This window comes from Caulobacter sp. 05L422 (assembly GCF_056397765.1).
In genome coordinates this window covers 53,757-66,845 of the sequence record NZ_JBFTOB010000021.1, presented here as the reverse complement: position 1 = coordinate 66,845, position 13,089 = coordinate 53,757, and the positions used below count along the sequence as shown (strand labels likewise).

Here is a 13,089-nt window from a genome sequence, read left to right as displayed (position 1 = left end):
GGAAGGGAACGCCCGATGACCGGAACAATTCGCTGCGGCATTGGCGGCTGGACCTTCGAGCCCTGGCGGGGCGGTCCTTTCTATCCCGACGACCTGAAGCAGAAGGACGAACTGAAATACGCCTCGTCCAAGCTGACCAGCATCGAAATCAACGGCACCTACTATTCCACCTTCAAGCCCAATAGCTGGCAGAAGTGGCGCGACGAGACGCCCGACGACTTCGTGTTCGCGGTCAAGGCCAGCCGGTTCTGCACCAACCGCCGGGTGCTCTCCGAGAACAATGACTCCATGCAGAAATTCCTGACCCAGGGGCTGGAGGAGCTCGGCCCTAAGCTGGGTCCCATCAACTGGCAGTTCATGGCGACCAAGAAGTTCGACCCGGTCGACTTCGAGGGCTTCCTGAAGCTGCTGCCCAAGGAGATCGGCGGCCGGCCGGCGCGCCACGCGCTTGAGGTCCGCAGCCCGACCTTCGCTACCCAGGAATTCTACGACCTGGCCGCCAAGTACGGCGCGGCGATCGTCTACGCCGTCGACGACGAGGAGCCGACCTGGCCCTGCATCGACGCGCCGACCGCCGACTTCACCTATGCCCGCCTGATGTCGAGTAAACCCGACGAGCCGACCGGCATGACCTCGGACGAACTGGACGGCATCGCCAAGCAGGCCCAGGCCTGGGCCAAGCGCGGCGACGTCTTCGCCTACTTCATCGCCGGGGCGAAGGTGAGGAACCCCGCCGCGGCAATGGCCCTGATCGAGAAGCTGAAAGCCTGACTTTCTCCCCCCTCCAAAACCCTCTCCCATGGGGAGAGGGAGGGGCCCAAGCGAAGCTTGGGAGGGTGAGGGGGTAAAACATCAGCCGGCGTGCCGGCAGAGCGCTCGGGACCAATCTGTGAAGGTGTAACCTCTCACCTTCCCACCGCTACGAGGCGGGCCCCGCCCTCTCCCGCTGGGAGAGGGTGATCAAGGCACCCCAGCGCCCGCAGGCTGGACGTGATCGCTGAGTCCAGCGGCGTGTGCGGCACATCCCCCAGGAACGCACGGAGCTTGCGGTCGTCCAGGGCCAGCGGCTCGCGCCACAGGTAGCGCATCTCGGCCATCTCGCGGAACAGCGGCACGACCGGCGACAGCCCCACGACCAGCCACCAGGGGAACCCCATCACCGGCAGCTTCGGCTGGCCGGTCACGCGCCGTACCGAGGCCGCCATCTCGCCCCATGCCAGCAGGTGGCCGCCGAAATGGAAGACCTCGAAAGCCGCCAGGCGATCGGCGCGGTCCAGCAGCCGGGCCATGGTCTCGGCCAGATCCGGCAGATAGGCCCAGGCATGGGCCAGGCCCTTGGCCGAGGGTTCGGTCACCGACTTCACCGGCGTGCCCGGCTTGATCACCATCTGGCCGAACCAGTTGTTGCCGGCGTGGGGCCCGAAGAAGTCGCCGGCCCGGACGATCAGCACCGACGCCCCCTGGGCCGAAGCCGCCTTCAGCCGCCGCTCCATCTCGACCCGGATCTTGCCCTTGCGGGTGGTCGGGGCCTGGGGCGCGGTTTCGTCGATCAGCGGGAAGGCCTCCAGGCCGAAGTTGTAGACCGTGCCCGGCAGCAGGATCCGCGCGCCCTCCGCCTTGGCGGCCGCGATGGTGTTGTCGATCATCGGCAGCACCAGCTTGCCCCAGTTCCGATAGCCGGGCGGATTGGCGGCGTGAACGATCAGCTGGACGCCCTTGGCCGCGCGGGCCACGTCGGCGGTGACCATGGCGTCGCCCTCGATCCACTCGATCCCGGCGCGGGCCGGCTGGGCGCGGCGGGTCAGGGCCCGGACGGTCCAGCCGTGGCGGACCAAGGCCGAGGCGGCTTCGCCGCCGATGCCGCCGGTCGCGCCGATCACCAGGGCTATGCGTCGTTCAGTCGTGGTCATGTCGATCTCCGTCGGTCCGCGAGGCGGGGTTGATGACAGGAAGATCGTTCACGACGGGCCAAACGAGAATTGACGAACCGTCTTGATCTGCCATGCATAAATGCATGAGCGATCCAGACTGGAGCCTGTACCGCGCCTTCCTGGCGGTGATGACCGAGGGCAGCCTGTCGGCCGCCGCCCGGGCGCTGGGCCTGACCCAGCCGACCCTCGGCCGTCAGGTCGCCGAACTGGAGCGCGCCCTGGGCGTGGCCCTGTTCACCCGCTCGCCCCAGGGTCTGAAGCCCACCGACGCCGCGCTCGACCTGCGGCCCCACGCCCAGGCCATGGCCGGCGCCGCCAGCGCTCTGGTCCGCGCGGCGTCCGGAGCCGGCGACACCGCACGCGGCGTGGTCCGCCTGACCGCCAGCGAGATCATCGGCGCCGAGGTGCTGCCCTGCATCCTGGCCGACTTCCGCCCGCTGCATCCCGGCGTGGCCGTCGAGCTGTCGCTGGACAACCAGCAGCAGGACCTGCTGCGCGGCGCGGCCGACATCGCCGTGCGCATGGTCCGCCCCACCCAGGACGCCCTGGTCGCCCGCCGCCTGCCCGACACCCACCTGGGTCTCTACGCCCACCGCCGCTATGTCGAAGCCGAAGGCGCGCCCGCCACCCTGGACAGGCTGAGCGACCACGCGCTGGTCGGCTTCGACAAGGGCACCCCGTTCCTGCGCGGCCTGGTCCAGCGCGTCCCGCTGCCGCCGGGAGGCTTCGCGTTCCGGGCCGACAGCGACCTGGCCCAGTTGGCCGCCGTGCGGGCGGGCTTCGGGATCGGCTTCATCCAGCACGGGGTGGCCCGCCGCGATCCCGACCTGATCCCCGTCTGCCCCGGCCAGATCGGGTTCGACCTGCCCGTCTGGCTGGTCATGCACGAGGACCTGCGCGCCACCCTGCGGATGCGCGCGATGTTCGACCATCTGGTCGAAGGTCTGGCGGCGTTCCTGGCGACGTCGCAGCCGTGACTAGGGACGGCCGCATGCCAACGGGTCTGGAATTCGATCGCAGAATCAGGGCGCTTAGCCCGCCGGAACCGGGGGAAATCTGATGATGAAAGCTTCGAGCGCGATTGCACTGGCGCTGTCGCTGACGGCCGGGTCGGCCTCGGCCTCGGCCCAGGACGCGCCGCCGCCCCAGCTCCCCGCCCAGGTGACGGCCCTCGCCGGCTGCTGGCAAGGGACGGGCGAGGTGATGGGCAAGCCGGTGGCGATCACCCTGACGGCCAGGCCGATCGCCCTGGACGCGATGTTCCTGATCGAGGCGGAAAGCCATGCCACGGCCGATCCCGCCGACCGCTACGCCACCCACCTGATGATCGGGGCCCGCGCGCCCAAGGGGGCCTTTCCGGCGACGCTGACGGGCTACTGGGCCGACAGCTTCGGCGGCGACTACACGGCCACCGGCGCGGGCGCGGGCGCGGTCCGCGAGGACGGCTTCGAGATCGCCTATCCCTATCCGCCCTCCAGCTTCCTTAACCGCTGGACCTTGAAGGGCGACCGGCTGGACTGGCGGATCACAGCCCGCGAGGGCGACAAGGAACAGGTCTTCGCCCACTACGAGACGGCGCGCGTGGCGTGCCCCTCGGCCGGGAAACGTGGTTAACCAAACCTCAACGGCGAGCGGCTAGACCAAGCCCATGCGCCGCGCTCTTGCCTGCCTGCTGATCCTCGCCGCCCTGACCGGCTCGGCCGTCGCCCAGACGGCCAAGCCGGCGCGCCTGTCGTCCGGGTCCAGCAGCGCCTCGATCCAGAGCGACAGCCCCGCCCTGCCGCCGCCGCTGATCCCGCTGACCGGCGCGTCCCAGGGGCGCGATCCGGACCAGTGCCGGTCGTCCTGCAACCGCACCTACTTCTTCTGCCGGGCCAACGGCGACGACGACGGCTGCCCGACTCAGTGGGCCCAGTGCAAGACACGCTGCACGGCCACCTATTCACCGCGCCCGCTCGGCGGCTGACCGCGCTGACCCAACGGCAGTTTGACGGCTCGCATAACGCTGATACGCTCACCTGAACAACGATAAGTCAGGGAGCAGGCGATGACCTCAGCATTGCCTAAGGCGTGCATCATCGGCGCGGGCTGCAGCGGCTTCACCACCGCCAAGCGGCTGAAGGACGCCGGCGTCCCGTATGACTGCTTCGAGGCCTCCGACGACATTGGCGGCAACTGGTACTACCGCAACCCCAACGGCCTGTCGGCCTGCTACGAGAGCCTGCACATCGACACCTCCAAGTGGCGGCTGGCTTTCGAGGACTTCCCGGTCCCGCCCGACTGGCCCGACTTCCCGCACCACAGCCAGGTCCTGGCGTACTTCAAGGACTACGTCGCCCATTTCGGGCTGCGCGAGACCATCACCTTCAACACCAAGGTGTTGCGCGCCGAACGCACCCAGGAGGGCCTGTGGTCGGTGGCCCTGTCGACCGGCGAGACCCGGCTCTACGACGCGCTGATCGTCGCCAACGGCCACCACTGGGACCCGCGCGTTCCGGAGTATCCCGGGACCTTCGACGGCGTCGCCTTCCACGCCCACACCTATAGCGATCCGTTCGACCCGGTCGATATGCGCGGCAAGACCGTCGTGGTGGTCGGCATGGGCAATTCGGCCATGGATATCGCCAGCGAGCTGGCCCAGCGCCCGATCGCCGGCAAGCTGATCGTCTCGGCCCGGCGCGGGGTCTGGGTCTTCCCGAAATATCTGAACGGCAAGCCGTCGGACAAGTCGGCCATGCCGCCGTGGATGCCGCGCGGGCTGAGCCTGAAGATCGTCCGCTCGCTGATCCGCAAGCACGTGGGCCGGATGGAGGACTACGGCCTGCCCAAGCCCGACCACGAGCCGCTGGAGGCCCACCCCTCGGTCAGCGGCGAGTTCCTGACGAGGGCCGGCTGCGGCGACATCACCTTCAAGCCGGCGATCAAGGCGCTGGAGGGGAAGAACGTCCGTTTCGCCGACGACAGCGTCGAGCCCGTGGACGTGATCGTCTTCGCCACCGGCTACAAGATCAGTTTCCCGTTCCTGGACGATCCGGCCCTGGTCCCCGACGCAAACCACCGGCTGCCGCTGTTCAAGCGGATGATGAAACCCGGCGTGCCGGACCTCTTCTACATGGGCCTGGCCCAGGCCCTGCCGACCCTGGTCAATTTCGCCGAGCAGCAGTCCAAGCTGGTCGCCGCCTATCTGACCGGCCGCTACGCCCCGCCGCCGGTCGCCGAGATGGAGAAGATCACCGCCAAGGACGAGGAGCGCCACACCGGCCAGTATTACGCCTCGGCCCGCCACACCATCCAGGTCGATTTCGGCGTCTATTGCGCCGATCTGAAGAAAGAGATCGCGGCCGGCGAGAAGCGGGCGCGGGGGTCGCGCGGCGCCCTGCCGGTGGCGGCGCGCGCGTCGCGATCCTTGCCACTCGCGGCGGAATGAGGCTGAAATCATGACGGGGCGTCATCTGGGCCTCGCCACGAGTCGCGTCCGATGTCGAACATCGCCTATTTCCCCGCCCGCCCGGTCCTGGAAGACAACAAGCCGGGCAAGCGCGAACGCACCAAGGTCGCCAACCGCCAGTCGATCCTCGACGCGGCGCGCGCGGTGTTCGGCGAGCTGGGCTACGAGGCCGCCACGGTCCGCGACATCATCCGCCGCACGGGTTTGGCCTCGGGCACCTTCTACAACTACTACAAGTCCAAGGAAGAGGTGTTCGACGCCCTGGCCGACGACGGCGCGCGGCGCTTCCGGCCTATCCTGCGGGCCGAGTCCGAGCGGGCGACCGACTTCGAAAGCTTCCTGCGCGGCGCCATCCGGGCCTATTTCGACTTCCTCGAGGGCGAGCACGAGAGCTGGCGGATCAACCGGCCGGCCGGCGAGGTGTTTCCCCACGCCCGGGCCACGCCCGAGATCCAGGCGGTGTTCGACGAGGTCCACGCGGCCTTCGCCAAGGTGCTGGAGCACGACCACGCCCCGGCCGTCGATCTCGACTACTTCGCCGCCGCCTGCATCGCCGTGGCGCGCGAGGTCGGCGACAAGATGCTGGAGCGCCGACCGATCGACGTCGCGGGCGCCACCGACTTCGCTGTCCGGATGATCCTCGGCGGCCTGCCCGCCCTGCCCCGCCCCTGACCAGCCTCTATACCCGCGACAAGAAAGAGCCCGAATGGCCGACCCCGCCGTCCAGAAATTCATCCTCAAGGTCCTGATGTCGCTGCCCAGCCCGGTGCTGCGGGCGATGTCGGGCGGCGGGAGCGTCTATCGCGGCGGGCGGACCCTCGATCCGCGCTTCCAGTTCCTGGCCGCGGCCGCCGCCAAGATGCCGTCCCTGACCGGCCTGGCGCCCGACGAGGCCCGCGCCGCCAGCGCCCGGGGCCTGACCGCGATGAGCGGTCCGCCCGAGCCCGGCGTGCGCAACGAGAGCCTGTCGATCGACGGCCCGGGAGGTCCGATCAAGGCGCGCGCCTATCGCCCGGCCGACCAGGACAGCAGCGCGCCGCTGATCGTCTTCGCCCACTTCGGCGGCGGGGTGATCGGCGACCTGGAGACCTGCCACGCCTTCTGCGGGATCCTGGCGCGGATCGCCCGCACGGCGGTGATCTCGATCGACTACCGCCTGGCGCCGGACCACCGCTTCCCGGCCGGGCTGGACGACGTTTTGGCCGCCTTCCGCTGGTCCCGCGACAACGCCGCCCGCTTCGGGGCCGCGCCCGGCGCGGCGGCGATCGGCGGCGACTCGATGGGCGGCAACTTCTCGGCGATCGTCGCCCAGGAGATGAAGCGCCTGGGCGAGGCCCAGCCGGCCCTGCAGCTGCTCATCTACCCCGCCGTCGACGTGGCCAGCGAGACAGCCTCGATGACCACCTACGGCGACGCCTATCCGCTGAGCCGGCCGATCATGGACTGGTTCATGGGCCACTATATGGGCCCCGACGCCGACCCGGCCGATCCGCGCCTGTCGCCGGACAAGACCAAGGACCTGTCGGGCCTGGCTCCCGCCGTGGTGATCACCGCCGGCTTCGACCCGCTGGTCGACCAGGGCGAGGCCTACGCCAAGCGGCTGATCGCGGCGGGCGTGCCGACCACCTACCGCTGCTACGACAGCCTGGCCCACGGCTTCACGGCGTTCACCGGCGCGGTGCCGGCGGCCGACGCGGCGTGCCGGGAGATCGCGCGACTGGTGCGGGCGGCGTTCGACGCGCGGGGCTAGCGCCATGCGCGCCCTCGTCGTCGAGACCCTGAGCGAGGACTTTTCGGGCTGCGCGGTCCGCGATGTTCCGACCCCGACGCCCGGCCCGGGCGAGGTGCTGGTCCGCGTGCGGGCCGCCAGCGTCAACTTCCCCGACCTGCTGATGACCCGGGGCGAGTACCAGTTCAAGCCGCCCCTGCCCTTCACGCCCGGCCTGGACCTGGCCGGCGAGGTCGCGGCGCTGGGCGAGGGCGTGACCAGCTGGAACCTTGGCGACGCCGTGGTCGGCGGGGCGCGGCTGGGCGGGTTCGCGGAGTACGCGGTGCTGTCGGCCGAAGCGCTAAAGCCCAAGCCCGCCCGGCTGTCGTTCGCGGAAGGCGCGGCCTATGGCGCGGCCTATCTGACGGCCTATGTCGCCCTGGTGCGCCGGGCGCGGCTGGAGCCCGGCGAGTGGGTGCTGGTGCACGGCGCGGCCGGCGGGGTGGGGCTGGCGGCCGTGGACCTGGCCAAGGCCCTGGGCGCGCGGGTGATCGCCGCTTCGGCCTCCGACGCCAAGCTGGCTGAGATCCAACACCTCTACGCGCCCGACGCGGTGGTCAACGTGGCGGGCGGCTTCAAGGACAAGGTCAAGGCGATCACCGGCGGGCGGGGCGCCGACGTGATCTACGACCCCGTGGGCGGCGACGTGTTCGACGAGAGCGTGCGCTGCATCGCCTTCGACGGCCGGCAGCTGGTGATCGGCTTCACCTCCGGCCGCATCCCGAACGTCTCGGTCAACATGCCGCTGATCAAGGGCTTCTCGGTGATGGGCGTGCGGGCGGGGGAGTACGGACGGCAGTTTCCGGAGAAAGGGCGCGAGAACGCGCAGGCTGTGTGGCGGATGGCGGACGAGGGCGTCATCCGGCCTCATGTGCATGTGGAGCTGCCGCTGGAGCGCTGGCGAGAGGCGTTCGACCTGCTGGCGAACCGGCGGGTGGTGGGCAAGGCGATAGTTCGGCCGGATTTGTAGCGGCGAACACTTGCCACCTACGGGCCTTCGGCCGTCTTCCCCCAGAGGGGGAAGAGGACGCCGCGTTCTCGGACAGGCGGCGCAGCCGCCAGGTGGGGGCAAGTTCCGACAACCCCTTGGTTCGACTCATGTTGACAGCGCCCGCCCCTTCCCTTATCCACCGCCCCTCACTCGCGGCGGCCATCTGGCTTCCGCGTCCCATTATTATCGGAGCCACCTCGTGAAGCGGACATTCCAGCCGTCGAAGCTCGTGCGAGCCCGCCGTCACGGCTACCGCGCGCGTATGGCCACCAAGAACGGCCAAAAGATCGTCGCGCGTCGCCGCGCCAAGGGCCGTAAGCGCCTGACGGCCTAACAGCCTTATCTCCCGTCTCCAATTCGGCGGGAACTATACCATGATGAAAGCCGCCCCCTCCTCGAACCAGGTTTCGTGCCTGCGCCGGAAGGGGCGGCTTTTTTCATGACCGAAGCCCAGGTCACCGCTTCCAAGCCCGTGAAGATCGAGCGCCTCAAGAAGCGTCCGGACTTCCTGAAGGCCGCCAAGGCGCCCAATCTGGCGCGCGGCGCGGTGTTCATGCAGATGCGTCCCCGCCATGACGACGACCCGCTGATCCGGGTCGGATTCACCGCCACCAAGAAAATCGGCGGCTCGGTCGAGCGAAATCGCGCCAAAAGACGCCTGCGGGAGGCCGCAAGGCTGCTTCTCCCCCTTCATGGCCGCCCCTCTTGCGACTATGTGTTCATCGCCCGCGGCGGAACAGGCCAGCGGCCATGGGGGCGTTTGCTTGACGATGTTAAAACCGCGCTGATAAGCCTCGCCGCCGACCTCGATCGCGCGGGTCCGGGCCAAGCGCCCGCTCCGCACGCCCCCGCCGCGTCCGATTCCTCCGTTTCTGGTTAAGTCCAACCCATGCAGAACGACTCCAACAAAAACACGCTGATGTTCCTCGTCTGCGCGTTCGCGATCCTGATCGGCTACCAGTTCTTCGTCATGGGCCCTCAGCAGAAGCGGCAGGAAGCCGAGATCCGCGCCAAGAAGATCGCCGAGGCGCAGATCGCCGCCCAGCCGGGCATGACCATCGGCGCGGACGGACTGCCCCAGCCGCTGAAGCTGTCGCGCGAGGCCGCCAAGGCCCAGAGCCCGCGCATCGCCGTCGACACCCCGGCCCTGTCGGGCTCGATCGCCCTGAAGGGCGCGCGGATCGACGACCTGTGGCTCAAGCGCTTCACCCAGACGGCCGACAAGAATTCGCCGCCGGTCGAGCTGTTCCGCCCCGAGGGCGCCGAGCACGCCTGGTTCGCCGACTTCGGCTGGGCCGGGATCGCCGGCATGACCGGCCTGCCCACGCCCCAGACCGTGTGGACCGCCGCGCCCGGCCAGGTGCTGCGCCCGACCACCCCGGTCGTGCTGACCTATGACAACGGCCAGGGCCTGGTGTTCACCCGCACCATCTCGGTCGACGCCGACGCCATGTTCACGGTGGCCGACACCGTCCGCAACCAGAGCGGCGCGGCCGTGGCCCTGGCCCCCTACGCCTCGGTCCAGCGCCAGGGCATCCCGACCGAAGGCCCGCACGGCCTGGGCAAGACCCAGATCGTCTACGAAGGCGGCATCGGCGTCCTGGGCGGCATCGACGGCGTCAAGGACGGCAAGTACCTGCTGCAGGACCAGGCCAAGTACCCCAAGTGGAAGAAGGACAAGCCGCTCCAGAACGATCTGGCCTCCAAGGGCGGCTGGATCGGCATGACCGACAAGTACTGGCTGGCGGCGCTGATCCCGGAACAGTCGGAACTGATCAAGGGCCGCTTCCAGGTCCAGCCGGTCAAGGGCGTCGACGTCTATGAATCGGCCTTCACCGGCACGCCGCAGTCGCTGGCGGCCGGCGCCACGGTGACCAACACCACCCGCCTGTTCGCCGGCGCCAAGACCGTGCCGCTGCTGACCCGCTATCAGTACGGCGGCAAGCCGGTGGTCTGGTGGCAGTTCTGGAACCGTCCCGCCGAGGTGGTGCCCAGCTTCGACAAGGCCGTCGACTGGGGCATGTTCTGGTTCTTCACCCGCCCGATCTTCAACATCCTGGAGATCTTCTACAAGCTGGTGGGCAACTTCGGCGTGGCCATCATGCTGCTGACCGTGGCCCTGAAGCTCATCCTCTTCCCGCTGGCCGACAAGAGCTACGAGTCGATGGCGAAGATGAAGAAGATCGCCCCCGACGTCGAAAAGCTGAAGGCCAAGTTCAAGGACGATCCGGCCAAGCTGCAGCAGGAGACGATGGGCCTGTACGCCAAGGAGAAGATCAATCCGATGATGGGGTGCGTCCCCATGCTGATCCAGATCCCGATCTTCTACTCGCTGTACAAGGTGCTGACGGTGACCATCGAGATGCGGCACGCGCCGTTCTTCGGCTGGATCACCGACCTGTCGGCCCCGGAACCGACCACCCTGTTCAACCTGTTCGGCGCGATCCACTGGGATCCGGCCACCCTGCCGCTGCTGGGCGCCTCGATCGCCCACCTGGGCGTCTGGCCGCTGCTGTACGGCTTCACCATGTGGCTGACCACGGCGATGAACCCGCCGGCCGGCGACCCGATCCAGCAGAAGATCTTCCAGTTCTTCCCGATCATCTTCACCTTCACGCTGTCGGGCTTCGCCGTCGGCCTGGTGATCTACTGGTGCTGGAGCAACGTGCTGACGATCATCCAGCAGTACATCATCATGCACCGCTACAAGGTCGACAACCCGATCGACCAGATCATCAACCGCCTGCGCGGCAAGACCGTCGAGGCCACCTGATGGACGAACTGGCCTATAGCGAAGAGGACATCGAGGCCGCCCGCGTGCTGTTCGCCCAACCGGCGACCTTTATGATGGGCGCGGTCAAGATGGACGGCATGCCCGCTCCGTCGCTGCCTGAGGTCGCCTTCGCCGGTCGCTCGAACGTCGGCAAGTCCAGCCTGATCAACGGGCTGGTCGGTCAGAACCACCTGGCGCGCGCCTCGAACTCGCCGGGGCGCACGCGGGAGGTCAACTTCTTCGTGCTGGCCGAGAAGCTGCGCCTGGTCGACCTGCCAGGCTACGGCTTCGCGCGGGTGTCCAAGAGCGTGGCCGACAAGTTCCAGGACCTGGGCCGGGCCTATCTGCGCGGCCGGGTGAACCTCAAGCGGGTCTATCTGCTGATCGACGCCCGCCACGGGCTGAAGTCGGTGGACACCGAGGCCCTGGACGCCCTGGACATCGCGGCGGTCTCCTACCAGATCGTTCTGACCAAGGCCGACAAGATCAAGCAGGCCGAGCTGGACGCCACGGTCGAAAAGACCCTCAAGGCCATCGCCAAGCGTCCGGCGGCCTTCCCGAAGGTCCTGGCGACCTCGTCGGAGAAGGGCTACGGCCTGCCCGAACTGCGCGCCGAGATCGCGCGGACCTGCCTGACCTGAGGGTACCGCCCTCGTCCTTCGACAGGCTCAGGATGAGGGCTACTTTTGACCTCGAAGCGGCTGTAGAAATCCTCATCCTGAGCTTGTCGAAGGACGAGGATTTCAGCACCGTCGGCTCAATCCGATCCACAACATTCCATCCAGGCCTTAACCTTCCGGCCAGAACCGCCGGCTAAGGCCACGCCTCCCGTTTCCGAGAATTCCCCATGACCCGTCACGAACTGAAGACCTGGCCCCAGTATTTCGCCGCCGTGCGCTCGGGCAAGAAGCGCTTCGAGATCCGCCGCAACGACCGCGAGTTCGCGGTGGGCGACGTGCTGGTGCTGCGCGAGTTCGATCCGGAGCAGGACCTCTATACCGGCCAGGTCGAGGAACGGCAGATCACCTTCCTGCTGTCGGAAGAGGACTACGGCGTCATTCACGGCTTCGTGGCCATCGGCTTCGGCGAAGTGGTCCATCACGGCGACCTGCCGGCCGACGGAGCCCTGACGGCCGAGCAGCTGGCCCACTGGCACGAGACGGTCTCCAACAACGCCGCCCTGCGCGCCCAGGACGCCCGCAAGGTGGCCCAGAGCTACGCCGCCCCGACCACCGGCCGCGCGCCCATGTCGGTCGCCGCCGACCGCCACAACGCCGTGGCCGCCGCCGCCGAGGCCGAGGCCGCCTTCCACGCCGCGGCGGTGAAGATCGTGCTGCGGAAGTAGATCGGTTGGGGACGGGCCCATGGGCCTGTCCCCAGTCCGGGGCGCTGAATCAAAAAGGGCGGACCTGCTGGTCCGCCCTTTTTCGTTTCGCGCTGAAGCGTGGCTTACGCCGCCTGGCTGACCTGGGCCGGGAAGACGTCGTCCATGCGCAGATAGGTGATCAGGCGGCTGTCCAGCGAGATGATCGCCTGGATGAAGCGCAGCTCGTCGGCGCCAAGGTCCGGGGTCGGCTGCAGGTGGTCGCGCGACACGGTGAAGGTCTCGCTGACCGCGTCGACCAGGATGCCGGCCAGGCGGTCCTGGCACTCGACCACGACGATGACGTGGCGGGTTTCCGGAACGGTGACGCCCAGGCCCAGGCGGTTGCGCAGGTCGATGACCGGCATGATCGCGCCACGCAGGTTGATCACGCCCTTAAGGAAGGCCGGGGCGTGCGGGATCGGGGTGGCCGGGGTCCAGCCGCGGATCTCGCGGACCGTCTTCACGTCGATGCAGAACTCCTGCTCGCCGATGCAGAACGAGATCAGCTCCAGGGCGGGTTCGGCGTGGTCGGTCATGGTCGGGTCCCGAGGCTCAAAAGTCTTCTGGCGAAGGCCGAAATCCGGTTTCGCGTCGTCCGCCAGAAGAGCCCGAGCGCCGTTTAATAACGGTTAATGCAAAGCTTATGGCGCGGCGTCGAATTGTCGCTGGTCCTCCCCCTGTGGGGGAGGGTCAGGGCTCCGACGCCCCGATGTCGCCCTCGTCGGTCAGGTTGAACTCGTACCAGACGCCGTTCAGCACCCCGAAGGCCAGCGCCAGGCCCAGGCCGAGGATCCAGGTGAAATACCACATCG

Annotated in this window: 16 protein-coding genes and 1 pseudogene; 13 read left to right on the top strand and 4 right to left on the bottom strand. The window is 68.4% G+C overall.

The window, feature by feature from the left end; genetic code table 11:
- Positions 1-15 precede the first annotated feature (15 nt).
- The gene (locus AC1DMQ_RS19320) at positions 16-771 is read left to right on the top strand and encodes a DUF72 domain-containing protein (protein WP_477035177.1); all 756 of its coding nucleotides are present in this window, start codon (positions 16-18) and stop codon (positions 769-771) included.
- Positions 772-905: 134 nt separating this feature from the next.
- On the opposite strand, the gene AC1DMQ_RS19315 is transcribed toward AC1DMQ_RS19320, so the two are convergent.
- Positions 906-1,910 carry an NAD-dependent epimerase/dehydratase family protein gene (locus tag AC1DMQ_RS19315; protein WP_477035176.1) on the bottom strand — a complete coding sequence of 335 codons (1,005 nt, stop codon included), beginning with the start codon at positions 1,908-1,910 and terminating at the stop codon, positions 906-908.
- Between the two features lie 104 nt (positions 1,911-2,014).
- On the opposite strand from AC1DMQ_RS19315, the gene AC1DMQ_RS19310 reads away from it, so the two are divergent.
- The 11 genes from AC1DMQ_RS19310 (at position 2,015) to yihA (ending at position 11,552) form a co-directional block, all read left to right on the top strand.
- Positions 2,015-2,908: a LysR family transcriptional regulator gene (locus tag AC1DMQ_RS19310; RefSeq protein WP_477035175.1), complete on the top strand. Its 894-nt coding sequence runs from the start codon at positions 2,015-2,017 to the stop codon at positions 2,906-2,908.
- Positions 2,909-2,993: 85 nt separating this feature from the next.
- Positions 2,994-3,545, top strand: a complete 552-nt coding sequence (locus tag AC1DMQ_RS19305; protein ID WP_477035174.1) for a hypothetical protein — start codon at positions 2,994-2,996, stop codon at positions 3,543-3,545.
- 34 nt (positions 3,546-3,579) lie between these two features.
- Entirely contained in the window at positions 3,580-3,897 is a 318-nt protein-coding gene (locus AC1DMQ_RS19300) for a hypothetical protein (protein ID WP_477035173.1), read from the top strand.
- Between the two features lie 81 nt (positions 3,898-3,978).
- On the top strand, positions 3,979-5,358 hold the full coding sequence (locus tag AC1DMQ_RS19295; RefSeq protein WP_477035172.1) for a flavin-containing monooxygenase: 1,380 nt from the start codon (positions 3,979-3,981) through the stop codon (positions 5,356-5,358).
- A 51-nt stretch (positions 5,359-5,409) separates the two neighbouring features.
- Positions 5,410-6,051 (top strand): TetR/AcrR family transcriptional regulator, encoded by a 642-nt coding sequence (locus tag AC1DMQ_RS19290; protein WP_477035171.1) that lies wholly within the window; start codon positions 5,410-5,412, stop codon positions 6,049-6,051.
- Between the two features lie 34 nt (positions 6,052-6,085).
- Positions 6,086-7,129 (top strand): alpha/beta hydrolase, encoded by a 1,044-nt coding sequence (locus tag AC1DMQ_RS19285; protein WP_477035170.1) that lies wholly within the window; start codon positions 6,086-6,088, stop codon positions 7,127-7,129.
- 4 nt (positions 7,130-7,133) lie between these two features.
- Entirely contained in the window at positions 7,134-8,117 is a 984-nt protein-coding gene (locus AC1DMQ_RS19280; RefSeq protein WP_477035169.1) for an NADPH:quinone oxidoreductase family protein, read from the top strand.
- 220 nt (positions 8,118-8,337) lie between these two features.
- A complete protein-coding gene (gene rpmH, locus AC1DMQ_RS19275) occupies positions 8,338-8,472 on the top strand; it encodes a 50S ribosomal protein L34 (protein WP_012284717.1) in 135 nt (44 codons plus the stop codon).
- Positions 8,473-8,577: 105 nt separating this feature from the next.
- Complete coding sequence (gene rnpA / locus AC1DMQ_RS19270; protein ID WP_477035168.1) at positions 8,578-9,018, top strand: ribonuclease P protein component; 441 nt, start codon at positions 8,578-8,580, stop codon at positions 9,016-9,018.
- 9 nt (positions 9,019-9,027) lie between these two features.
- Complete coding sequence (gene yidC, locus AC1DMQ_RS19265) at positions 9,028-10,911, top strand: membrane protein insertase YidC (RefSeq protein ID WP_477035167.1); 1,884 nt, start codon at positions 9,028-9,030, stop codon at positions 10,909-10,911.
- The gene (gene yihA, locus AC1DMQ_RS19260) at positions 10,911-11,552 is read left to right on the top strand and encodes a ribosome biogenesis GTP-binding protein YihA/YsxC (RefSeq protein ID WP_477035166.1); all 642 of its coding nucleotides are present in this window, start codon (positions 10,911-10,913) and stop codon (positions 11,550-11,552) included. Before yidC ends, yihA begins: the two co-directional genes overlap by 1 nt.
- A gap of 5 nt (positions 11,553-11,557) precedes the next feature.
- Here the strand turns inward: yihA and AC1DMQ_RS19255 are convergent.
- A pseudogene (locus AC1DMQ_RS19255) lies at positions 11,558-11,653 on the bottom strand (hypothetical protein); the annotation flags it as partial.
- A 105-nt stretch (positions 11,654-11,758) separates the two neighbouring features.
- On the opposite strand from AC1DMQ_RS19255, the gene AC1DMQ_RS19250 reads away from it, so the two are divergent.
- Positions 11,759-12,256 (top strand): ASCH/PUA domain-containing protein, encoded by a 498-nt coding sequence (locus AC1DMQ_RS19250; RefSeq protein WP_477035165.1) that lies wholly within the window; start codon positions 11,759-11,761, stop codon positions 12,254-12,256.
- A gap of 104 nt (positions 12,257-12,360) precedes the next feature.
- Here AC1DMQ_RS19250 and AC1DMQ_RS19245 read toward each other — a convergent pair whose 3' ends face one another.
- A complete protein-coding gene (locus AC1DMQ_RS19245; RefSeq protein WP_477035164.1) occupies positions 12,361-12,813 on the bottom strand; it encodes a chemotaxis protein CheW in 453 nt (150 codons plus the stop codon).
- Between the two features lie 154 nt (positions 12,814-12,967).
- Positions 12,968-13,087 carry a cytochrome bd-I oxidase subunit CydX gene (cydX, locus tag AC1DMQ_RS19240; RefSeq protein WP_029911985.1) on the bottom strand — a complete coding sequence of 40 codons (120 nt, stop codon included), beginning with the start codon at positions 13,085-13,087 and terminating at the stop codon, positions 12,968-12,970.
- Positions 13,088-13,089: the final 2 nt, after the last annotated feature.